This window comes from Streptomyces sp. NPDC043996 (assembly GCF_056435225.1).
In genome coordinates, this window is record NZ_JBWKEY010000025.1 from 1 (window position 1) to 22,374 (window position 22,374).

A 22,374-nucleotide genomic window follows, 5' to 3' on the forward strand; every position below is an offset into this window, starting at 1 on the left:
TCGACCCGCACGGTGACGTTGTCCCGGGTGATGCCCTCCTGCGCGGGCACCGGCAGCGTCACGATCTGCATGTTGACCTTACGCATCCGGTCCACCAGCGGAACGATCATGGTGAACCCCGGCCCGCGCACACCCCGCTGCAGCCGCCCGAGACGCAGCACCACGCCCCGTTCGTACTGTTTGACGACGCGCGCCGCGGAGAGGAAGTACAGCGCTCCTGCGGACGCGACGGCCGCACCGGCCGCCACCAGTTCCTCGACCACCATGGCCCCCCGAGGTCCCATGGGACGTTTAGGGCATGCAGTACGAAGGTAACGCGCGCGTCGGCCAAGGGCGAGCCCCTGACCCGGAGTTGCCGCCGCGGCGGCGTTCCGGCCACCCGGGCGCGGCTCCGTCCCGCCGGGGCGCTGTCTCGCCGGGGCGCTGTCTCGCCGCGGGAGTGTCTCGCTGGCGGGACAAGGGCAAGGTTCACGGCTGTTCTTCCCACCTCGCACCTGTGTTGTCTTGACCCGCCGATTCCTGTTCCGTGAACGTGGGGGTGATCTGACGACACGGACACACAGCGGCATGAACGAGGGAGCGACGACGTGGGACACACCGGCATGGACGCGGACGTAGTGATCGCGGGCGCCGGGCCGACGGGCCTGATGCTCGCCTGTGAGCTGGGACTCGCGGGCGTCGACGTGCTCGTCGTCGAGCGGCTCGCGGAACCGACGAACGAGTCACGGGCCGGCGGGATGCACTCCCGCACCCTGGAGGTCCTCGACCAGCGCGGCGTCCTCGACCGCTTCCTGGCGCTCGGCCAGCCGCAGCCGGTGGGCCACTTCTCCGGGCTCTACCTGGACTTCGACGAGTCCGAGTCCCGGCACCCGTACCCGCTGATGATCCTGCAGAACGTCGTCGAGCGCCTCCTCGAGGAGTGGGCCGTCGAGCTCGGGGTGCGGGTGCGCAGGGCGGCCGGGGTGAGCGGGGTCCGCCAGGACGCCGACGGCGTGACGGTCGAGCTGGACACGGAAGGCGCGGAGCGAGCCGAGGCGGCGACGCTGCGCGCCCGCTACCTCGTGGGCTGCGACGGCGGGCGCAGCACGGTGCGCAAGCTGGCGGGCATCGACTTCCCCGGCACCCCGGCGACGATGACCGCGCTGATCGGCGACGTCGAACTGCCCGACCTGACCGAGGACTACATCTGGGTGCGGCGCGTCCCGGACGGCGACTTCTCGGTGATCGCCTTCGAGCCGGGCTGGTACCGGGTGATCACCTCCGAGTACGACCACGTCGCGGACCGCGACGAGCCCGCGACGTTCGAGCACCTCCGCAACGCCCTGGTCAGGCTCGCGGGCACCGACTACGGCATGCGCAACCCCAAGTGGATATCCCGGTTCGGCGACGCCGCGCGGCAGGCCGCCCAGTACCGGGACGGCCGGGTGCTGCTCGCGGGCGACGCGGCGCACATCCACTTCCCGGCCGGCGGGCAGGGGCTGAACATGGGCGTGCAGGACGCGGTCAACCTCGGCTGGAAGCTCGCCTCGGTGATCCGCGGCCAGGCGCCGGAGAGCCTCCTCGACAGCTACCACGACGAGCGCCACCCCGTCGGGGAGCGCGTGCTGCACAACACCCGGGCGCAGGCGGCCCTGAACCGCCCCGGCGTCGATGTGGACGCGCTGCGCGAGGTCTTCGGCTCGCTCATCGTGTTCGACGACGTCAACCGGCATCTGCGGGGCATGCTCACCGCGCTCGACCTGCGCTACCCCATCGCCGGTGACCACCTCCTGACGGGCCGCCGGGTCCCCGACGCCGACCTGAAGACGCCCGAAGGCGCCCTGAGCGTCTACGAGTTGCTGCACGCCGCCCGGCCCGTCCTGCTCGACCTGCGCGGCAGCGCCGAGGTGGCGGCGGTCGCCAAGGGCTGGGCCGACCGCGTCGACCTCGTCGAGGCGCGCAGCGAGGACGACCACTGGCCGGTCCCGGCCATCGGCGAGGTCCCCGCTCCCGCGGCGCTGCTCATCCGCCCCGACGGCCACGTCGCCTGGGCGGCCCCCGCCGAGGGACCGATCGACACCGCCTCGCTGCGCAACGCCCTCGCCACCTGGTTCGGCCCGACCCAGCGGGGCTGACCCCCCGCCCGCGGCGGCCGTCACGGCGACCGGCCCCGCCGAGCCTGGGCTCGGCGGGGCCGTGACGTGCCGGGCCGGACGGTCGCGCCGTCCGTATCCGCGCCGTCAGTACACGCTGACGTTGTACGCGCGCAGCGCCTCGGTGACCGGCTGGAAGAACGTCGTGCCGCCGGAGGAGCAGTTGCCGCTGCCGCCGGAGGTCAGGCCGAGGGCCGTGGAGCCGGAGTACAGCGGGCCGCCGCTGTCGCCGGGCTCGGCGCAGACCGTGGTCCTGATCAGACCGCTCACCACGTCGCCGCTGCCGTAGTTGACGGTCTGGTTGAGGGCGGTCACGCGGCCGCTGTGCGTGCCCGTGGTCGAGCCGCGCCGGGTCACGCTCTGGTTGACGGTCGGGTCGGCGGCGCGGGTGATGTCCTGGCTGCCGACCGTGCCGGACTTGGTGATCGAGTTGTTCGTGTACCGGACGATGCCGTAGTCGTTGCCCGGGAAGCTGGAGCCGTGCGTGGTGCCGAGCACGGTCGTCTTCGCCGAGTTGGCCCACCACGTGCCCGCGCCGTCGGTGCAGTGACCGGCGGTGAGGAAGTAGTAGGTGCTGCCGTTGCGGACGTTGAAGCCGAGCGAGCAGCGCCAGCTGTCGGCGTAGGTCGCGTCGCCGCCGGAGATGTACTTCTTGAACGTGCCCGGCGTGCGCTCGATCCTCAGGGCTCCGGCCCGGTCGCCCGCCGCCGCCTTCAGCTCGGCGATCTCGGCCCGCGAGACGGTGCTGTCGGCGGTGACGACGACCTGCTTGGTCTTCGCGTCGACGCCCCAGGCGGTGCCTGCCACGTCCGCCGCGAGGACGGCGTCGCTGGCGGCCGTCAGGTCGGAGGCGCTGTAGGTCCGTGCCTCGTCCGCGTTCGCGGCGGGCACGGCGAGGGCGGCGGCCGCCACCAGGCCGGTCGCGACGGCGACCGTGCGGGAGTGTCTCGATATGCCGCTGCGGGGGGTGGTGCGCTTGATCCTCACTGCTGGTTCCTCCCGAGGGAAGTCAGGGGGCCCCGAGTGGGGTGGGGCCCGTGAGGCGCAGCCAACGGACGCGACGATTCCGGATACGCCGTGCCCCTGACAAGCGCTGCACGGGAGTATTCGGGCAGGTGGCGTACGACACAAGGGCCCGTTTTCAGCCACTGCGGCGGAAGCGGTCCGGGGGGCCGGTGCTCCCCGGACCGCCCGCTCAGCCGCGCAGCGTGTTCCGCTCCCCCGCGGCGATCGCGGCCGTGAGCGTGTTCCCGGGCGGCGGGAACGGGCAGATGAAGTGGTCGGCGAACGCGCACGGCGGCAGCAGGGCGCGGTTGAAGTCGACGGCGACGCGGCCCTCGGCGTCGGGCGCGGCGGGCCGCAGGAAGCGGAAGCGGTAGCTGGACGTGCCGCTGGTGGTGTCCGCGAAGACCGCCCACAGCGAGCCGTCGTCCTCGACGCTCACCTGGAGCGTCTGCTCAAGTCCTGCGACGCGGAAGGCGAGTTCACCGCCGAGCCCGAGCCCGCGCTCCACGCCGTCCGCGTTGGAGACCTGTACGGTGCGGTCTCGCTCGTACGGCGTGAAGCGGCCCTCCACCGCGAAGCCCGGGTCGTACGCGGTGGCCTCGATGCCCTGGAAGGCGCGGCGCGCGGGGGCGTCCGGGTCGAAGTCGCGGACCGCCCACAGACCCTCGCGGCGCAGCACGACGAGCCTGCGCTCGCCGAGCGCGAGCCGGGACGCGGTGGCGGGGCCGGGGTCGGCGGTCAGCCGGGCCCGGCCGGACAGGGGCTGCCCGTCGAGGGTCAGTCCTTCGCCGTCGGCGGCGGTCAGGACGACCGCCTCGCCGTCGTCGGCCCAGTGGCCCGGCAGTCCTGGAAGGGCGCCCTCCGGGTGGTCGGCGAGCCAGTGCGTGCCGGTGAGGGAGAGCGGGCCGTAGGGCGCGGAGACGGACTCCACGCGCTGCTCGTGCCACAGCTTCCAGTCCCGCGTCGTGTCATCGGTGGTGCTCATGTGATCAACCCTTCCATACGGGCTCGGGCAGCCCGAGGTGGGAGCGCAGGGTCGCGCCCCGGTATTCCGTGCGGAACGCGCCGCGCTCCTGGAGCAGCGGCACCACCCGGTCGACGAACTCGTCGAGCCCGCCCGGGGTCAGATGGGGGACGAGGATGAAGCCGTCGGCCGCGTCCGCCCGGACGAACGCGTCGAGCTGGTCGGCGACGGCGGCGGGCGTGCCGACGAAGGACTGCCGCGCGGTCGTCTCGATGACGGTCTCGTGGAGGGACAGGCCCTTCTCGCGGGAGAGGGCGCGCCACTTCTCGGCCACGGCGAGGGGGTCGCCCACCCGCACGCGGCCCTGCGCGAGCGTCGACTCCGGGTCCGGGTCGATGTCGGGCAGCGGCCCGTCCGGGTCGTACGCCGACAGGTCGACGCCCCACACCTGCTCCAGGGTGAGCAGCGCGGTCTGGGGCGAGACCTGCTGGCGGCGGATCTCGGTGGCGCGCTCCTGGGCCTCGGCGGCGGTGTCGCCGAGGACGAAGGTGACCCCGGGCATGATCTTGAGGTCGTCCGGCCGCCGCCCGTACCGCGCGAGGCGGCCCTTGACGTCGGCGTAGAAGGCGCGGCCCGCCTCGAGGGTGCCGTGCCTGGTGAAGATCACGTCGGCGGCCGACGCGGCGAAGTCCCGGCCTTCGGGGGAGTCCCCGGCCTGGATGACGACGGGGTGGCCCTGCGGCGAGCGGGGCACGCCGAACTCCCCCGCGATGTCGAAGTGCCGCCCCCGGTGCGCGAAGGGCCGCGGCTGCCCGGCGGCTCCGTCCGGTCCGCCGGGCGTCCAGGAGTCCCACAGCTCGCGGGCCGTGGCGACGAACTCGGCGGCGCGGGTGTAGCGCTCGGCGCGGTCCAGATAGCCGCCGCGCCGGAAGTTCTCGCCGGTGAAGGCGTCCGATGAGGTGACGACGTTCCAGGCGGCGCGGCCGCCGCTGAGGTGGTCAAGGGAGGCGAGCCTGCGGGCGAGTTCATAGGGCTCGTTGAAGGTCGCGTTCACGGTCGCGGCCAGGCCGAGCCGGTCGGTGACGGCGGCGAGGGCGCTCAGGACGGTGAGGGACTCGGGGCGGCCGACGACGTCCAGGTCGTGGATGCGGCCCTTGTGCTCGCGCAGCCTGAGGCCCTCGGCGAGGAAGAAGAAGTCGAAGAGCCCGCGCTCGGCGGTGCGGGCCAGGTGTGCGAAGGAGGAGAACTCGATCTGCGAGCGCGAGCGGGGATCGGTCCACACCGTGGTGCTGTTGACGCCGGGGAAGTGCGCGGCGAGGTGCATCGGCCTGCGCCCGCGAGGGTCGCGAGGGCCGGTCGCGTGGGTGCCGTCCGTCATGACGCCTCCCCCGCCCTCGCGGCGTAGCGGTTGGCGGGCCGGGCCAGGCCCAGGTGCTCCCGGAGCGTGGTGCCCGGGTAGAAGGTGCGGAACAGGCCGCGGTGCTGGAGCAGCGAGACGGTGCCGTTGACGAGGCGCTCCAGGTCGCGGCGCGGCTCGACGGGCGTGAGGTGGAAGCCGTCGACGGCGCCGGAGCCGTGCCAGGCGGCGACGAGGTCGGCCAGGTCGACGGGTCCGCCGCGGTAGAGCGGGCCCTCGGGCGTGGGCAGCGGGCCGCCGCCGTGTCCCGGCTGCGCCGCGTGCTCGCCGCCGCCGAGGTCGACGACGAGCGCGGCGAGCACCCGAAGCCCTTCGGGGTCCCGGCCGAGCGCGGCCGCGCGGCGGCGCAGTTCGGCGCGGGCGGCGCCCGCCTGCTCGGGGCTCGCGGCCCGCACGAGGGCGACGTCCGCGTGCTGGACGGCCGTCTGCCTGGCGGGCTCGAAGGTGGCGTCGACGACGATCACGGGGTGGCCCTGCGGTGGCCGGGGCACGATCGAGGGGCCGCGCACGGAGAACGCGGCGCTGGCGAAGTCGACGTAGTGCAGCTTGTCCCGGTCGATGAAGCGGCCGCTCGCCACGTCCCGGATCTCGGCGTCGTCCTCCCAGCTGTCCCACAGCCGCCGGGCGACGTCGGCCACGTCGGCGGCCTCGCGCCACAGCGCGTCGCGGGGCGCGGCGCGGCGGCGCCCGAAGAGCCGCGCCTCGGCCTCGGTGGTGGACACCTCGACGGCCCACCCGGCGCGGCCGTGGCTGATCCAGTCGAGCGTGGCCACGGCCGCCTGCACGTGGAAGGGCTCGGTGTGCGTGGTGGTCACCGCGGGCACCAGGCCGACGCGGCCGGTGGCGGGTGCGACCCGGGAGAGCACGGCGAGCGCGTCGAGCCCGTGCCGGGCGAAGCCGTCGCCGAGCGTCACGAAGTCGAGGGCGCCGTCCTCGGCGAGGCGGGCGAGCTCGGTGAAGGACGCGGCGTCGTGGGCGCCGCGCTGGTCGACGGCGGCGGCCAGGTGCAGGGGGCCGCGGCAGGGGGGTGGGCTTGCGGACATCGGAGTACACCTCTCTCGGGCGGCGGTCACCGCCCGGCCTCTCGCAGGAAGGTGAGGACGGCGCGCGCGGTGGCGTCGTTCTGCCGGAAGGACGGGCTGTTGGTGCGCGGCCGGGTGAAGGCGCCCGCGCCGCGCGCGTCGGTATGCGGCCCGAGCGCGAAGCGCCGCGGGTGCGGGGCGCCCGCGCGGTCCCGGACGCGGCCGTCGGCGGGGTCGACGGCGAGCAGCCCGTCCGGCGTCTCGGCGACCCCCTCCTCGTGCAGGGCGCGCAGCAGCGGGTCGCGGGTGCGGGCCAGCGTGGGCTGCGGCAGGCGGGCCTCGACCAGGGCGCGGGCCTCGACGTGGCGGCCGGGCACGGTGGCGCTCGTGGCCCGGAACGCCCCGGCGCGGGCCTCGACCCTCATGTCGGCGCCGAGGAACCGCACGATCCCCGCCCGGGACAGGGCGAGGAGCTGCCGCAGCCGCGGCCCCGGCGGCCCCGAGGCGAGATAGCTGAAGTACCCGTGCCACCACGGCCCGATGTCGCCGAGCCGCACCAGCTGCCCGTAGACGGACAGCAGGCCGAGGAAGACGGCGAGGTCGGGGCTGTGCGCCGGGTCGTGGCGGCGGGCGAGGTCGGCTTCGATGTAGGCGCGAATGCCGTCTTGAAGGCCTTCGTACGAGGTGTGCCGCACGCCGTCGAGGGGGTGGTCGAGCGCGGTGAGGTCGAGCCGGTCGGCGGGGTCGGGCACGGCGGCACTGACGAGGGCGTCCAGCTCGGGGCTGCCGGGCGGGCAGGCCGCGTACTTCTCGTCGAAGTCCCGCCAGGCGACGGCGGTGCGCTCGGGGTGCGCGTCGAAGAGCCGGTGGTAGTGCGCGAAGCCCAGCTCCTTCTCGACCAGGGGCCACACGTCGCGGGCGAAGTCGAAGCCGCCGGGCCTGGCGAGGAGCTCGTCGATCTGCGCGGGCCCCAGGTGGCGGGGCAGCGGGGGCCGTTCGCCGCCGTCCCAGGCGTAGCCGAGCTTGGAGTGGTACGGCACGCCGCGCCGCGAGCCGACGTACAGGACGGGCTCGCGGCCCGATGGCACATAGGTGTCGCCCTCGTAGCGGCCGCCGCGCCCCTCGGTGAGGAGCACCATGAGGTCGACGAACGCGAGCCCGAAGCCGCGCACCAGGACCTTCTGTCCGGCTCGCAGGGCGCTCAGGTCGCTGTCGGCGGTGAAGTCGGGCGGCAGGTGGACCAGGCCGTGGCGCCGTGCGTGGCGGGCCAGGCGGCGCTGTTCGGCGTCCGGTTCGGCGTCCAGGTGGCCTTGGGCGAGGATCACGAGGTCGCCGAGCAGGGGGCGCGGGCGGCCTTCGAGCCAGACGCGCTGGCGGCCCGCGCGGGGCCCGGTCAGGCGCAGGGCGCGGCGGGCGTGGTGGCGGACGGCGATGCCGGGCGGCAGCGCGGCCACGGACTTCTCGTACACCCAGCGCAGATAGGCGCCCTGCGTCGGGCGGTCGGCGAAGCGCTGTCCGTCGACGCCCGCCCACTCGTGCAGGGCGGGGCCCGGCCGCACGGGTCCGGCCGTCTCGACCGTGTCGTCGGTGAACAGGGTGACGTCCTCGGCGTGCGAGTTCATCCACAGCAGCGGCGACTGGCGCTCGCGCCAGATCCGGCCTGGTCCCGGCGGGTAGGGGTCGACGAGGTGGATGTCGAGCCGGGAACCCGCGTACAGCGCGGGCGCGTTGGCGGCGACGCGCTCGATGAGGCCGGTGGCGCGCGGGCCCGCGCCCACGATCACCAGGGAGGGCGTCCCGGCCGTCGTCGGGGGCGGTGCGGCGCTCATCGCGTGCGCTCCGAGCCGCGCGCGTAGTGCCGCTCCACGTAGTACTGGCCGACGCTGAGCACCGAGGTGACGACGACGTACCAGAGGGTGGCGACGAGGAGCAGCGGGATGATCTGGTACGTGCGGTGGTAGACGAGCTGTGTGGAGTACAGCAGGTCCTGTACGGCGATGACGCTGACGATCGAGGTGCCCTTGAGGGTGCCGATCAGCATGTTCCCCGCCGGGGGCACGATGGACCGCATGGCCTGCGGCAGAACGATTCTCCGAAAGCGGCGCCAGCGGCCGAGTCCGAGCGCCTGCGCGGCCTCGATCTGCCCTCGGTCCACGGACAGGACGCCGCCGCGCACGACTTCGGCGGCGTAGGCGGCCTCGTGCAGCGTGAGCCCGATGACGGCGATCGTGACGGGCCCGAGGAGGTCCACGGTCTTGACGCCGAACAGCGTCGGGTAGAGCACGCCGATGTTGAACCAGAAGAGGAGCTGCACCAGGATCGGCATGGACCTGAAGAGCCACACATAGCCCCAACTGACCGCGCGGAGAACGGGGTTGGCGGACAGGCGGCCGAGGGCGAGCAGGGTGCCGAGGGCGAAGCCGAGGGCCATCACGGCGCCGGTCAGCCACAGCGTGAGCCACAGTCCGCGCAGCACGGACGGGGAGGTGAAGTAGTCGCCGACGACGTCCCACTGGAACGCCTCGTTGCGGACGACGGAGTTCAGGGCGAGCGCGAGCGCCGCCAGGACGACGGCGGCGGCGGCCCACTGCCCGGCGTGGCGGCGCTCCACGATGACGGGCGCCGCCGCGTCGGTGTGCTCTGCGGGCCCGGCGGGCTCTGGGGGTTGGGTGAGGGGGTCTCTGGGAGGGTCGGCCTGGTGGGCGGCGACCTTGGCGAGGGCGTCGGATGACATGCGAAGGCTCCGATGGTGCGAGTGGTGCCTTCACCTGCGCCGCGTGGATCACGCGGGCCACGATGGGCCGACGGGCCCGCACGGACCGAGCCCCTCAGCACGGGTCCGCCCGTCGAGACTACGTGGCCCGTCGCGCCCGCTGTCAAGGCCGTCCCGGCCGCCGTCCCAGGGATGGGTCCAGAATATGAGCCGTACGTCTCAACGCAGTTGACGCGGAAACGGATGCCTGTTCCACTTGGCCCATGCATCCACAGCAGTGGCTGGTCAAGCGCTCCCACATCGACTTCGGTCGCGTGTGGTCGGCGTCTTGTTGATGCGCTTCTGAGCCGACCACCCACCCGCGCTGCCGGGCGCGATGCCCATCCGCGCCCTTCTGTCCCACGATGCGGACCGGTCGTCTCACCTTCTCCGGTACTTCCGCGCGCCCACGCGCCGTCGCCCCGCCTTCACCCCCGTACGCGCACGCGGCCACACCCCTCCCCTCGCTGCACCCCGCACGTCGCTCGCCTTCACGCCCAGACCCCGGAGAACGTCACGCCATGCGCAGGTCAACCCTGTCCGCCTTCACCCTGATCACCGCCGTCACGCTCACGCTCACCGCGTGCGGCTCCGGCGGCTCCTCCGACACCGCGGCGCCCGCGGGCAAGAGCGGCGAACTCCCGACCACGGACGTGGTGTCGTCAGTCAAGAAGGACGCGAAGGCGGCGGGCCTGCTGCCCGCGGCCGTCCGCGAGCGCGGCACGCTGCGCATCGCCACCAGCGTCGGCGGCACCCCGCCGGGCTCCGCCTACCTGGCGGACGGCCGCACCGTCGTCGGCCAGGACATCGACTTCGCCGACGCCGTCGCCAAGGTCCTCGGCCTGCGCCTGAAGCGCGAGACGGCGAGCTTCGAGGCGATCCTGCCGTCCCTCGGCAGCGGCAAGTACGACCTCGGCACCGGCAACTTCGGCGTCACCGACGAGCGCCGCGAGAACATCGACTTCGTCACCTACATCAACGACGGCCAGGGCTTCGCCGTCCGTGACGACAGCAAGCTGAAGAAGGTCACGGACTTCCGCCAGCTGTGCGGCCTGAACGTGGCCACCGGCGCGGGCACCACCTTCGAGGTGACCCTCCAGGACAACAGGCACGTGTGCGCCGACGCGGGCGAGAAGCCGTACAGCGTGAAGACGTACGCGGAGCAGGGCGCGCTCTGGGGCTCGCTCCAGCAGGGCCGCACCGACGTGGTGATGTCGACCATCAACGGCCTGCGGTACGCGGTGAAGCAGCAGGAGGGCCTGAGGTTCCTCGGCGAGTTCCACCGCCTGGACGTGGGCTTCGCCTTCAAGAAGGGCACCAAGCTGGCGCCCGCGTTCCAGGCGGCGGTCAACCGGCTCATCGAGGACGGGACGTACGACCGCGTCCTGAAGAAGTGGGGGACGCGGGCGTCGGCGATCCGCGAGTCCCGGATCTCACCCCCGGAGATCAAGGACTGACACTCCGTCACCCCGGCGGGCCGACGGCGGCCAGGGTTCTCAGCGGACTTGGTGAAGTCCGTTGCGGTTCAGCCGCGCCCCGAAGGGGCGCGGGGAACTGCGCGACCAGCCACAACGAACCCGCAGTCGGCTGACGGCAAGGGCGCCGCATAACCAGCGGAGCGCTTAGCAGTCGCAGGGGCAGCACTCGCAGCAGTCGCACGGGCAGTCGCAGTCCCGGCAGGCACCCTTGCGCTTCTTGCGGGACCACGGCCCTTCGTACTCCTTGGCGCAGCACAGCTGGCACGTGCAGCACAGGCCGATCGCCACGGCGCAGCCCGCCCAGAATCCGCGCGGCGGCTTCTTCGGCTCCTCGGACCAGCCGCCGAAGCCCCCGCCGCCGTGGCCGCCGCCCCCGGCCGCGTCGCCGTGGTGGGCCCCGCCGCCCCCGTACGGCGCACCGCCGCCGTGCGCGCCGGAGCCGCCGTAAGGTCCCTGGCCGCCGCCGTACGGTCCGGAGTGCGCCGTCGCGCCGAGGCCGGAGGCGCCCCGCGTCTCGTGCGGGGCGTGTCCGCAGGAGGCGGTCCCGAAGGCCCGGTCCACGGAGCGGGGCAGTTCGTGCACGAGCAGGAAGTGCGCGAGCTTGGCGTCGGTGAACTCCACCTCGCCCAGCGCGAGCCGGATGCCGTGCAGCGCGTCATCGGCGAGGCGGCGGGCCTCGGCGGCCGAGGTGCCGGTGGCCGTGATCGGGTTCCAGGCGCCCGCCTCGGCGTCGGCCCGCCGGTCCTCGACGGCGTCGAGGAGATGGGCGAGCCGCCCGAAGAGCCGCCCGGCCTCGGCCAGCGGCTCGGCGTTGCCGGGGCGGCCCGCGAGGACGGCGGTGTGCGCGAAGGCCGCGGCGGTCGCGGTCTCGGTCGGCTCGGTGACGGCGAGCAGGGGCGTACCGGGGCCCGCCAGGGCCTCGACGCCCTCCTGGCGCTCCACCGCGTCGAGCAGCACGGCCGTGTCGAAGCCCACGTCGGCGCCGGTGCGCGCGCCCGCGCGGCCCCAGCGTCCGGCGACGCGGCGCGCGGCGGCGGCCACCGGGCGGCGCGCCAACAGGCCGTCGCCGTCGACGACGTGGTCGTGGACCTTCGCCGACGCCAGGACCAGCGAGACCGCGGCAGCGAGCCGCGCGCCCTCGCCCTGGGCCACGGAGGCGGTCCGCATGCCGCGCAGCGGGCAGGGTCCCGCGGTGCGCCGCCAGCCGCTCGGGCGCTCGGCCTGAGCCTCCGTCAGAACCGAGATGACAAGACCGTCGTAGTTGGTCACGACGCGTGCGAACTGTCCGTGATCCCCGCGCAGCGCGAGGCACAACCCGCACAAATGCGCCATCCACTGGGCCTTCAGCCCCTCGCCGAGGCGATGACTACAGGGCCTGACGATTCCGAACAAGACGTTCCCCCCGTGCGCCCGATGTGTCCGACAGTGGTCGAAGGACGTACTGACGGTCCGTCAACGACGCGTGGGCAGAGCGTCCCGGACCTGTTCATCGGCATCGTAGCGAGCGCCTCGTTCACCCGGACGCACCGACCGTCACCCGGACGCCGCGAGAAATCATATTTCACTCTCAGTCAGCAGTCGGGCACGGCAATCCCCTTGAAGAATCACGTGCTTCGGCGCGTTGACTGTGCACCAGTACCGTCACGAAACCCCCGCGCGGCGCCTATCCCCTTGGCGCACCATCCGCATCATGGACGACGATAGGGGTGCGGAACACGAGCGGACCGCAGCGAGAGGAGGCGTCCATGGGATCGGTGCGCAAGGCGAGTGCCTGGCTTGGCCTCGTCGACGACAACAACGACGAGCGCTACTACGACGGCTACGAAGACGACGGGGCCGATGGCCCCGAGTCCGGCGCCTGGGTCACGGACCCGCGGGTGCAGGTGGCGTCGGACGCGGCCGAGGAGCAGGGCCAGCGGATCGGCACCATCACTCCGGACAGCTTCCGCGACGCCCGTGGCATCGGGGAGCTGTTCCGCGAGGGCGTCCCCGTGATCGTGAACCTCACCGCCATGGAGGCCGGCGACGCCAAGCGCGTGGTCGACTTCGCCGCCGGGCTCATCTTCGGACTGCGCGGCTCCATCGACCGGGTGGCGCACCGCGTCTTCCTGCTGACGCCCGCCCACACGGAGATCGTGAACGGCGAGGGCCCCGGCCGCCGCGCGGACGGGTTCTTCAACCAGAGCTGAGGCAGGGCCGCTCGCCAGGCCGCGCCGCGGCGCTCACCGGAAGGCGTCGAGCCCGGTGAGCGCCTTGCCGAGCACCAGCTGATGCATCTCGACCGTGCCCTCGTAGGTGAGGACCGACTCGAGGTTCGTCGCGTGCCGCATCACGGGGTACTCCAGCGAGATCCCGTTCGCGCCGAGGATCGTGCGCGAGGTGCGGCAGATCTCGATCGCCTCCCGGACGTTGTTCAGCTTGCCGAAGCTGACCTGCTCGGGCCTGAGCCGCCCCGCGTCCATGCGCCGCCCCAGGTGGTGGGCGAGCAGGACCCCCTTGTGCAGTTCGACCGCCATGTCGGCGAGCTTGGCCTGGGTCAGCTGGAAGCCGCCGATGGGGCGGCCGAACTGCTCCCGGGACTTCGCGTACTCCACGGCCGCCTCGAAACAGGCGCGGGCCGCGCCCATCGCGCCCCAGACGATGCCGTAGCGCGCGTGCGTCAGGCAGCTCAGCGGGCCCTTGACGCCGTTGGCGCCGGGCAGCACCGCGTCGGCGGGCAGGCGCACCTCGTCCAGGACCAGCTCGCTGGTGACACTGGCGCGCAGGGACCACTTGTGCCTGATCTCCGGCGCGGAGAAGCCGGGCAGGTCCGTGGGCACGGCGAAGCCGCGGATGCCGTCGTCGGTCTGCGCCCACACCACGGCGACGCCCGCGACCGAGCCATTGGTGATCCACATCTTGCGCCCGGTGAGGATCCAGTCGGTGCCGTCCCGCTTCGCGTGGGTACGCATCGACGCCGGGTCGGAGCCGTGGTCGGGCTCGGTGAGGCCGAAGCAGCCGATGATCTCGCCCGCGGCCATCCCTGGCAGCCACCGCCGCTTCTGCTCCTCGGAGCCGAACTTCCAGATCGCGTACATGGCGAGCGAGCCCTGCACCGAGACGAGCGAGCGGATGCCGGAGTCGGCCGCCTCCAGCTCCAGGCAGGCGAGCCCGTACTGGACGGCGCTCGCGCCCGCGCAGCCGTAGCCGGTGAGGGACATGCCGAGCGCGCCGAGCCCGCCGAGCTCCCGGGCGAGCTCGCGGATGCCGGGGAGCTCGCCGCTCTCGTACCACTCGGCGATGTGCGGCAGAACGCGGTCGGCGGCCCAGGAGCGGACGGTGTCGCGGACGGCGAGGTCCTCCGGCTCCAGCAGGTCGTCCAGGCCGAGGGGGTCGGTGGGGTCGAAGGGGGGCAGGCTGCGGGTGGGGGCGGACGGCATGCGGGGGCCTCCGGCGGGGGCGTCGTTAACTAGCGCTGGTAGTCACCCAGCTCCGCCCGACGCTACGACGCCCCGCCCCCGACGTCCAGAGCGGCCCGCACACCCTGCCGGGGGCCTCCCCCACCCCGCCCCTTCCCGAAACCAAGGGGCCCCGCCCCCTGGACCCCCAAAAGCATCGGCCTTCGGCCTCGTCCTCAAACGCCGGACGGGCTGGATCTTCGCGGCCCGAGCCGGATGGTTTCAGCCCGTCCGGCGTTTGAGGACGAGGCGCGAAGCGCCAATATCGGTGAGCGGGGGAACGGGGGCAGCCGCACCCGGATCGGGAAGGGGCGGGCCTGGGGCGCACCCGCGAGGGACCCTCAGCGCAGCGACTCCGCCGGGACGCCCGCCCCGTCGCGCGGCAGCGGTATCCCCTGCTCACCCTCCCCGGACGGGGCCCCGCACTCCATGCGCCGCGGCAACCGCAGCGCCGCCAGCGCCCCCACCAGCAACAGCCCCGCGCTGACCAGCAGCGTCACATGCAGCCCGTGCACGAAGGAGTCCCGCGCGGCGGCCCGCAGGGCCTCGCCGCCGTCCCCGCCGACCCGCGCGGCGACCTCGTAGGCCTCGCCGAGGGAGTGTCCGGCGGCCGCGCTCTGTGCCGCCGAGACCCCGGGGACCGAGGTGAGGCCGGGCGCGTACGCCGCGTTCATGACGCTGCCGAGCAGGGCGATGCCGATGCCCGCGCCCAGCTGGTAGGAGGTCTCGCCGATGGCGGCGGCCCCGCCGGCCTGGGTCTGCGGCGCCTCGCTGAGCATCGACTCGTACGCCCCGAAGAGCGTGGTCTCCAGGCCGAAGCCGAGCAGCACGAAGCCGAAGAGCAGCAGCGGCGCGTTGTCCTCGCCGCCCATGCCGGTGAGCGCGACCACGGCGAGCGCGGTGAGGCCGAAGCCGCAGGCGACCATGCGGCGCGGCCCGAAGCGCAGGAGCATCCGGGACCCGGCGAGCCCCGCGGCCATGGCGGCGATGGTGAGCGGCAGGAGTCTGAGGCCGGTCTCCAGCGGGGACAGGCCGAGCACCAGTTGCAGGTACTGCGCGGCGATGAGCTCCAGGCCCACGAGGGCGAGCATGGCGAGCACGATGCAGCCGACGGACGTGCTGAACGCGGGCCGCGTGAACATGGCGAGGTCCACGAGCGGATGCGTCCGCCGCCGCTGCCTGCGCACGAACGCGGTGAGCAGCCCGATCCCGGCCGCGAGGGACAGCAGCGTCGTCGAGCCGAGCGGCGCTTCCCCGCCGCCGAGGCGCTTGACGCCGAGGACCAGGCCGAAGAGTCCGCCCGCGGCCATCAGCGCGCCGACGACGTCCCAGGGGCCGTCGCGCTCGCCGGTGGACTCGGGCAGCAGCCAGCGGCCGACGGGCAGGCTGATGAGCATCAGCGGGATGTTGATGAGGAAGACCGACCCCCACCAGAAGTGTTCGAGCAGGAAGCCGCCGAGCAGCGGTCCGACGGCCGCGCCCACGGCGGCCACCGCGCTCCAGATGCCGATGGCGAGCGCCCGCTCGCGCCGGTCGGGGAAGACCTGGCGCAGGATCGAGAGCGTCGCGGGCATGATCATGGCCCCGCCCACGCCGAGCAGCGCGCGGGCCGCGATCAGGACGTTCGGGGTGTCCGCGAGGGCCGCCACCGCCGAGGCCACGCCGAACAGGCCGTAGCCGAGCAGCAGCACCCGTCTGCGCCCGACGCGGTCGCCGAGCGTGCCGAACAGGATGAGCAGCGAGGCGCAGACCAGGGGATAGATGTCCACGATCCACAGCAGCTCGATCGCGCCGGGCTTGAGGTCCTCGGTGACGGCGGGCACGGCCACGTGCAGCACGGTGGCGTCGACGGCGACGAGCAGCAGGCTGGCGCAGAGGACGATGAGTACGACCCAGCGGTTGGCGCCGGCGCCGGGGTTCCGACGGCCGGATGGAGCGGCGGCCGTGGTCGTCCCGGACATGTGCGTACCTCCCAGTGATTCCTCGCGAATGCGGCCCATCGGGAGGGGGACGTCCCGGTGTGGCGGCTGTGAACGGCGAGTGCCCGTCAGCGTACGCGAGTCCACGCGCGCCGCGCGTGGCGGACCTCTCACGGTTGCCCCACGACCCTGTGGCGTACACCACAGGGGAAAGCCCGTCCGGCGTTTGAGGACGAGGCGCGAAGCGCCAACAAGGCGGGGAGAGGGGCGCAGCCCCATGAGCAGCAGCGAGGACCGGGACGCGGCACGGAAAGGGGGGCCGGGGATAATCGCCCGGTGACCGATCTAGTTCAGCCCCCGGGCAGCGGACCCCGCAGCGAAACCGGCAGGGGCACAGGCGGGGGAACCGGCGCCGCGTGGCGCCGCGCGGCCCCCGCGCTCCTGGTGTACGCGGGGGTGCGCGCCCTGGGCCTCGCGGTCCTGGCGGCCTGGGCCGCCGTCGCGGGCAAGAGCCCGCACACCCTGCTCTCCGCCCGCTGGGACTCGCTCTGGTACGTGCGCGTCGCCGAGCACGGCTACGGCTGGGAGGTGACGCTCCCGGACGGCAGCGTCCACTCCAACCTCGCGTTCTTCCCGCTGCTCCCCTGGCTGGAGCGGCTGGTGTCGGCGGTCAGCCCGCTGAGCCACGCGGACGCCGGTCTCGCGGTGAGCTGGATCGCCTCGCTGTGCGCGGCGGGCGGGATCTTCGCCGTCGCCGACCATCTGTACGGCCGTCGGGCCGGGGTGTGCGCGGTGGCGCTGTGGGCGGTGCTCCCCGTCGGCATCGTGCAGTCCATGGCGTACAGCGAATCGCTGTTCACGGCGCTCGCGGCCTGGTCGCTGTACGCGGTGCTCACCGGGCGCTGGGTGACGGCGGGGCTGCTCGCCTCGCTGGCCGGTCTTACCCGGCCGGTGGGCGGGGCCGTGGTCCTCGCGCTGTGGGTGGCGGCCGTCGTCGAGGTGCGCCGCCGCGGGCGGGTCGACGCGCGCGTCGTGCTCGGCGCGCTGCTCGCCCCGCTCGGCGCGGCGGCGTACGTGCTGTGGGTCGGGCACCGCACCGGCGGCGGCCCGCTCGGCTACCTCGACGTGCAGGAGGGGTGGGGCAACGGCTTCGACGGCGGGTACGCCTTCGCGCGCTTCGTCGGGGAGAAGTTCACCTCCGTGCCGGGCGCGCTCGCCGGGATCGGCCTGATCGTCGGCGTGGCCCTGCTGATCCGCCTGTACGTCGCGGGGGTCCGCCAGCGGCAGCCGCTGCCGCTGCTCGTCTACACCGGGGTCGTCGTGGTGCTCGCGCTGTGCGCAGCGGGCTACTTCGGCTCCAAACCGCGCCTCCTGATGCCCGCCTTCCCGCTGCTGCTGCCCCTCGCGGTGGCCCTCTCGCGGCTGCGGACGACGCGATCGGCGCTGGTCGTGGCCGGGGTGGCGGTGGCCAGTGCGGTCTACGGGGCGTTCTGGCTGCATGGCTCCGGGCCCCCCTGATCACGCCAAGATCGTTTTTCCGGGACCGTCCCCCGGGGGCGCCCGGTGAGCACCCGGTGAGCGCCCGGGGAATTCCGCGCCAGATCCCGGTGAACGAATTCAAAAGGGTCCTAAAACCGCAAGGGTAATGATCAACGAATTGGGTAAAAGGACCCTCATTGATTAGGGATTCCGGCGGGAATAAACCGGGGCCTGAGAGCAATGCCACATCACATCGTCATCACAACCCCACCGATTCGACCGGCTCGGGCACTCACTCGCTGTAACGTCGATTGGGTGCGTACCGAACGAAACCTGACCCGTCTGGACCGGCTCTTCGCCCGTCTAGACCGTGAGCCGGAACGACCGGTTCATGTGGATGGGCCGAAGATGAGCCGGCACCGGGTCGTGCTCTTCAGCGCGACCCTCGCCTTCTATCTCGCCATCGTGGTCGCCGTCCTTGCCACCTCCTGGCTGGTGCGGTTCGACTGGCAGGTCATGTTCTTCCGGCCCTACCAGCAGTGGCCCGAGATCCACGGCTTCCTCGACTACTGGGTCGTGCTCGGCCAGCGCGGCCCCACCGCCGTGATGGTCGCGGCCTGGCTGGGCTGGCGCTCCTGGCGGCAGCACACCCTCCGCCCGCTCCTGATGTTCGGTACGGCGCTGCTGCTGCTCAACGCCACGGTCGGCGCCGCCAAGCTCGGCATGGGCCGCCTCGGCCCGCACTACGCCACCGTGATCGGCTCGAACGAGATGTGGCAGGGCGGCGATATATTCCCTTCGGGCCACACCGCCAACGCCGTCGTGACCTGGGGAATCCTGGCCTATCTGGCCTCCACGCCGCGCACCCGCCGCTATCTGTCGGCGCTGTCCGCCGTGGTCTCCCTGAGCGTCGGCCTCACCACCGTCTACCTCGGTACGCACTGGCTGAGCGACGTCTTCCTCGGCTGGGCCGCCGGACTGCTCATCCTGCTCGCGCTGCCCTGGTTCGAGCCGCTCGTCGCCAAGGCCGAGGCCGTGATCCTCAGCGTCCGCGACCGGCTGCGCGCCCGCGGCCCCGCCCCGCTCCCGGCCCCGGCCCTGGTGCCGCAGCGCACCTCCGCCGGTCCGGCCGCGGCCAAGGGCCCCGGGGACCAGCCGCCCGTGCGGGAACCCGTCGCCACCGCCCGCCCGCGCACCCCGGCCTACCTCGCCCCCGGCCCGCACACCGCCCGCTGCGAGCGCACCCCGGTGACCCCGGCGGGCCCCCGCCGCCCCCCGCACCCCGAGCGCGTGCGCGGCACCTCGGCGCGGCCCGTCACCGGCGGCTGACCCCGCCGCACCCCGACCGCGGGAAACGGTACGCACAGCTGACTCCCGCACCACGAAGGCCCCGGCTCCGACAGGAACCGGGGCCTTCGTGCGCGGCCCGCGCGCGCTCAGCCCTTCCAGCAGCGCGTCACCCGGCCTTCGGCGACCTCGAAGTTCAGCCGCCCGGCGAGGTACTCCATGGTGATGAACGCGCCGGGCGCCAGCGACCTGACGGAGGACCAGCCGCGGGCACGCGCCCGCCGCTCGGCGGCCGCGGCCTCCAGGCCGACGTAGGAGTCCGGGGTGTCCTGGGGTTCCGCGGGCGGTGTGGGGATGGGTGCCATGCCCGCCACGGTAGGCGGCCGGTCCGCGTCGGGGAAGGCCGGAACCGCGCACCACGCGTCACTGATACCTCTCTGGTCACGCTTTTGTCACAGGATCACGACGCGTGTTTCTCCCGGACACCGTCACACGTACGAGCGGTTCCGCCCTCGCCACGGGCGAATTCAGGCCGAACTCCAAGGCCCTTAGCGCCCCCTTGAACCCACGTCGGAAAACCCGTCGCGGAGTGCGTCCGAAGCGCCTGGGAAGACCCCTGCGAATATCTCCGGAAATCCTTCGCGGGTCCGCCACGGACCGGATTCCCTGACACTGCCCGGGAGGTGACGGAGCGGGAGGAATTCAAGATTCCAGGGTGTGCGCGCCCGCCGTGCCGGTGCGCGCTCCGGCGCCCCCGAGCCGTACGCCCCCTGTTGGAGTCGGAGGCGCGCGAGCATCATGGCCTGTGCTTCGGGCAGCCCAGGACGCGACGGCGAAGGGGCAAGCGATGGGGACGCAGACGGTGCGGGCGGCGGCGGGGCGCCCGGCGCGGGAGCGGACGCCGGGCCGGATCATCGTCGACTGGCTGACCACCACCGACCACAAGAAGATCGGCCATCTCTATCTGATCACGTCGTTCGTCTTCTTCCTGATCGCCGGAGTCATGGCGCTCCTGATGCGGGCCGAACTCGCCCGCCCCGGACTCCAGCTGATGAACAACGAAGAGTTCAACCAGATGTTCACGATGCACGGCACGATCATGCTGCTGCTGTTCGCGACGCCGACGTTCGCGGGCTTCGCCAACGAGATCATGCCGCTGCAGATCGGCTCCCCCGACGTGGCGTTCCCGCGTCTGAACATGCTCTCGTACTGGCTGTTCCTCTTCGGCGGTCTGATGGTGCTCGGCTCGCTCGTCATCCCGGGCGGCCCCGCGGCCTTCGGCTGGTTCGCCTACGCGCCGCTCAACAGCCTGGAGCGGTCCCCCGGCATCGGCGCCGACCTGTGGATCATGGGCCTGGCCCTGTCCGGGTTCGGCACGATCCTCGGCTCGGTGAACTTCCTGACCACCATCATCGGCATGCGGGCCCCGGGCATGACGATGTTCCGGATGCCGATCTTCACCTGGAACGTCCTGTTCACCTCGATCCTGGTGCTCATCGCGTTCCCGGTGCTCGCCGCCGCGCTGCTCGTCCTGGAGGCGGACCGGCGCTTCCACTCCGTGGTCTTCGACGCCCAGTTCGGAGGCGCGCTGCTGTGGCAGCACCTCTTCTGGTTCTTCGGCCATCCGGAGGTCTACATCATCGCGCTGCCGTTCTTCGGCATCGTCTCGGAGATCATCCCGGTGTTCAGCAGGAAGCCGATCTTCGGCTATCTGCCGCTGGTCGGCGCGACGATGGCCATCACGGGCCTGTCGGTGGTCGTGTGGGCGCACCACATGTTCGCGACGGGCGCGGTGCTTCTGCCGTTCTTCTCGTTCATGTCGTTCCTGATCGCGGTGCCCACCGGGGTGAAGTTCTTCAACTGGACCGGCACGATGCTCAAGGGCTCGCTGTCCTTCGAGACGCCGATGCTGTGGGCGGTCGGCTTCCTGGTGTCGTTCCTGTTCGGCGGCCTGACCGGGGTCCTGCTCGCCTCTCCCCCGATCGACTTCCACGTCACCGACTCGTACTTCGTGGTGGCGCACTTCCACTACGTGGTGTTCGGCACGGTGGTCTTCGCGACCTTCGGCGGCTTCTACTTCTGGTGGCCGAAGCTCACCGGCAAGATGCTCGACGAACGCCTGGGCAAGATGCACTTCTGGACGCTGTTCGTGGGCTTCCACACCACGTTCCTCGTGCAGCACTGGCTGGGCGCCGAGGGCATGCCGCGCCGGTACGCCGACTATCTGGACGCCGATGGCTTCACGGTCCTGAACACCGTCTCGTCCATCGGCGCCTTCCTGCTCGGCCTGTCCACGCTGCCGTTCCTCTACAACCTCTGGAAGACGGCCAAGTACGGCGAGAAGGTCGAGGTCGACGACCCCTGGGGGTTCGGCCGCTCCCTGGAGTGGGCGACCTCCTGCCCGCCGCCGCGGCACAACTTCGTCACGCTGCCCCGGATCCGCTCCGAGTCCCCGGCGTTCGACCTGCACCATCCTCAGTACGCGGCGCTGCGGGCGCCGGACGACCAGACGGATCACCCCGGTCCAGGGCCCGGCTCAGGAGATCCCGGGCCGACCGGATCCGCTCGTTGAGCTCCACCGGCTCGACGACCTCGAACTCGAAGCCGAGGAACATCACGTGGAAGACGAGGAAGTCCAGGCTGCCCGCGCCCGTGCGCAGCAGGCAGGTGTCCTCGGTCTCGGCCTCCAGGGTGCCGTACAGCGGCTTCACCCGCCGCGTCGCCTCCTCAAGGGGCACCAGCAGGCGGATGGTGGACCGCTCGGCGTAGGCGTGGGTCGACACGCCCCGCGAGACGTACGCGGCGAGGTCGTCGGCGGGCGGGGTGCGGGGCGCGCAGCGCGGGCCGTGCGGGGGCCGGGGCGTGATCCGGTCCACGCGGAAGGTGCGCCAGTCCGCGCGGTCCAGGTCCCAGGCGACCAGGTACCAGCGGCGCTCGGTGCACACCAGGCGGTGCGGCTCGACGGCGCGGCGGCTCGGGGTGCCGCCGTGGTCGAGGTAGTCGAAGCGCAGGCGCTCGGAGTCGCGGCAGACCGCGGCCAGTTCGGTGAGCAGGGAGGCGTCGATGGCCTGCTGCCGGGGCGCGTGCAGCATCGGCACCGTGAAGGCGTTCAGGGCGCTGACGCGGTGGCGCAGCCTGCCGGGCAGGACCTGTTCGAGCTTGCCGAGGGCGCGCACCGAGCTCTCGCCGATGCCCTCGATGCCCTGTCCGGCCGCGGTGCGCAGGCCCACCGCGACGGCGACGGCCTCGTCGTCGTCGAGCAGCAGCGGGGGCAGCTGGGCGCCCGCGCCGAGCTGGTAGCCGCCGCCGGTGCCGGGGCTCGCGTTGACCGGGTAGCCGAGCTCGCGCAGCCGGTCCACGTCGCGCCGGACGGTGCGCGAGGTGACGCCGAGCCGCTCGGCGAGATCGGCGCCTGACCATTCCCGGTGGGCCTGCAGCAGTGAGAGCAGGCGCAGCAGTCGTGCGGAGGTCTCCAACATGAC

The 22,374-nt window shown here is 72.9% G+C and carries 17 protein-coding genes and 1 pseudogene; 6 read left to right on the forward strand and 12 right to left on the reverse strand.

What is annotated here, in order from left to right:
• Nucleotides 1-263: SPFH domain-containing protein (locus AC07A4_RS40340; RefSeq protein ID WP_478609311.1), on the reverse strand; the 263-nt coding region annotated here is incomplete at its 3' end.
• Nucleotides 264-602: 339 nt separating this feature from the next.
• On the opposite strand from AC07A4_RS40340, the gene AC07A4_RS40345 reads away from it, so the two are divergent.
• Complete coding sequence (locus tag AC07A4_RS40345) at nt 603-2,114, forward strand: FAD-dependent monooxygenase (RefSeq protein ID WP_478609456.1); 1,512 nt, start codon at nt 603-605, stop codon at nt 2,112-2,114.
• Nucleotides 2,115-2,219: 105 nt separating this feature from the next.
• Here the strand turns inward: AC07A4_RS40345 and AC07A4_RS40350 are convergent, their stop codons facing one another.
• From AC07A4_RS40350 to AC07A4_RS40375, 6 genes are all read right to left on the reverse strand, one after another.
• Nucleotides 2,220-3,119, reverse strand: a complete 900-nt coding sequence (locus AC07A4_RS40350; protein ID WP_478609315.1) for a S1 family peptidase — start codon at nt 3,117-3,119, stop codon at nt 2,220-2,222.
• A gap of 208 nt (nt 3,120-3,327) precedes the next feature.
• Nucleotides 3,328-4,122 (reverse strand): DUF1684 domain-containing protein, encoded by a 795-nt coding sequence (locus AC07A4_RS40355; RefSeq protein WP_478609318.1) that lies wholly within the window; start codon nt 4,120-4,122, stop codon nt 3,328-3,330.
• Nucleotides 4,123-4,126: 4 nt separating this feature from the next.
• The gene (locus AC07A4_RS40360) at nt 4,127-5,479 is read right to left on the reverse strand and encodes an NtaA/DmoA family FMN-dependent monooxygenase (protein WP_478609320.1); all 1,353 of its coding nucleotides are present in this window, start codon (nt 5,477-5,479) and stop codon (nt 4,127-4,129) included.
• The gene (locus AC07A4_RS40365; RefSeq protein WP_478609323.1) at nt 5,476-6,561 is read right to left on the reverse strand and encodes an LLM class flavin-dependent oxidoreductase; all 1,086 of its coding nucleotides are present in this window, start codon (nt 6,559-6,561) and stop codon (nt 5,476-5,478) included. Before AC07A4_RS40365 ends, AC07A4_RS40360 begins: the two co-directional genes overlap by 4 nt.
• A 26-nt stretch (nt 6,562-6,587) precedes the next feature.
• Nucleotides 6,588-8,369, reverse strand: a complete 1,782-nt coding sequence (locus tag AC07A4_RS40370) for an FAD/NAD(P)-binding protein (RefSeq protein WP_478609326.1) — start codon at nt 8,367-8,369, stop codon at nt 6,588-6,590.
• Nucleotides 8,366-9,274 (reverse strand): amino acid ABC transporter permease, encoded by a 909-nt coding sequence (locus AC07A4_RS40375; RefSeq protein ID WP_478609329.1) that lies wholly within the window; start codon nt 9,272-9,274, stop codon nt 8,366-8,368. Before AC07A4_RS40375 ends, AC07A4_RS40370 begins: the two co-directional genes overlap by 4 nt.
• A 539-nt stretch (nt 9,275-9,813) precedes the next feature.
• Between AC07A4_RS40375 and AC07A4_RS40380 the strand changes: the two genes are divergently transcribed.
• Nucleotides 9,814-10,749: an ABC transporter substrate-binding protein gene (locus AC07A4_RS40380; RefSeq protein ID WP_478609331.1), complete on the forward strand. Its 936-nt coding sequence runs from the start codon at nt 9,814-9,816 to the stop codon at nt 10,747-10,749.
• A gap of 165 nt (nt 10,750-10,914) precedes the next feature.
• On the opposite strand, the gene AC07A4_RS40385 is transcribed toward AC07A4_RS40380, so the two are convergent.
• Nucleotides 10,915-12,162 carry a DUF5685 family protein gene (locus AC07A4_RS40385; RefSeq protein WP_478609334.1) on the reverse strand — a complete coding sequence of 416 codons (1,248 nt, stop codon included), beginning with the start codon at nt 12,160-12,162 and terminating at the stop codon, nt 10,915-10,917.
• Between the two features lie 353 nt (nt 12,163-12,515).
• Between AC07A4_RS40385 and AC07A4_RS40390 the strand changes: the two genes are divergently transcribed.
• On the forward strand, nt 12,516-12,959 hold the full coding sequence (locus tag AC07A4_RS40390) for a cell division protein SepF (protein WP_478609337.1): 444 nt from the start codon (nt 12,516-12,518) through the stop codon (nt 12,957-12,959).
• Between the two features lie 33 nt (nt 12,960-12,992).
• Here the strand turns inward: AC07A4_RS40390 and AC07A4_RS40395 are convergent, their stop codons facing one another.
• Nucleotides 12,993-14,189 carry an acyl-CoA dehydrogenase family protein gene (locus AC07A4_RS40395; protein WP_478609339.1) on the reverse strand — a complete coding sequence of 399 codons (1,197 nt, stop codon included), beginning with the start codon at nt 14,187-14,189 and terminating at the stop codon, nt 12,993-12,995.
• Between the two features lie 359 nt (nt 14,190-14,548).
• The gene (locus AC07A4_RS40400) at nt 14,549-16,168 is read right to left on the reverse strand and encodes an MFS transporter (protein ID WP_478609341.1); all 1,620 of its coding nucleotides are present in this window, start codon (nt 16,166-16,168) and stop codon (nt 14,549-14,551) included.
• 294 nt (nt 16,169-16,462) lie between these two features.
• Between AC07A4_RS40400 and AC07A4_RS40405 the strand changes: the two genes are divergently transcribed.
• Nucleotides 16,463-17,644 carry a glycosyltransferase family 39 protein gene (locus tag AC07A4_RS40405; RefSeq protein WP_478609344.1) on the forward strand — a complete coding sequence of 394 codons (1,182 nt, stop codon included), beginning with the start codon at nt 16,463-16,465 and terminating at the stop codon, nt 17,642-17,644.
• A 276-nt stretch (nt 17,645-17,920) separates the two neighbouring features.
• Nucleotides 17,921-18,934: a phosphatase PAP2 family protein gene (locus AC07A4_RS40410; protein WP_478609347.1), complete on the forward strand. Its 1,014-nt coding sequence runs from the start codon at nt 17,921-17,923 to the stop codon at nt 18,932-18,934.
• A gap of 107 nt (nt 18,935-19,041) precedes the next feature.
• Here AC07A4_RS40410 and AC07A4_RS40415 read toward each other — a convergent pair whose 3' ends face one another.
• The gene (locus AC07A4_RS40415) at nt 19,042-19,257 is read right to left on the reverse strand and encodes an I78 family peptidase inhibitor (RefSeq protein WP_478609350.1); all 216 of its coding nucleotides are present in this window, start codon (nt 19,255-19,257) and stop codon (nt 19,042-19,044) included.
• A gap of 482 nt (nt 19,258-19,739) precedes the next feature.
• On the opposite strand from AC07A4_RS40415, the pseudogene ctaD reads away from it, so the two are divergent.
• Nucleotides 19,740-21,425: pseudogene (gene ctaD / locus AC07A4_RS40420) on the forward strand (aa3-type cytochrome oxidase subunit I); the annotation flags it as partial.
• Here ctaD and AC07A4_RS40425 read toward each other — a convergent pair.
• Nucleotides 21,316-22,371, reverse strand: coding sequence for a helix-turn-helix transcriptional regulator (locus AC07A4_RS40425; protein ID WP_478609352.1), 1,056 nt, complete (start codon nt 22,369-22,371; stop codon nt 21,316-21,318). The pseudogene ctaD and the gene AC07A4_RS40425 sit on opposite strands and share 110 nt — an antisense overlap.
• Nucleotides 22,372-22,374: the final 3 nt, after the last annotated feature.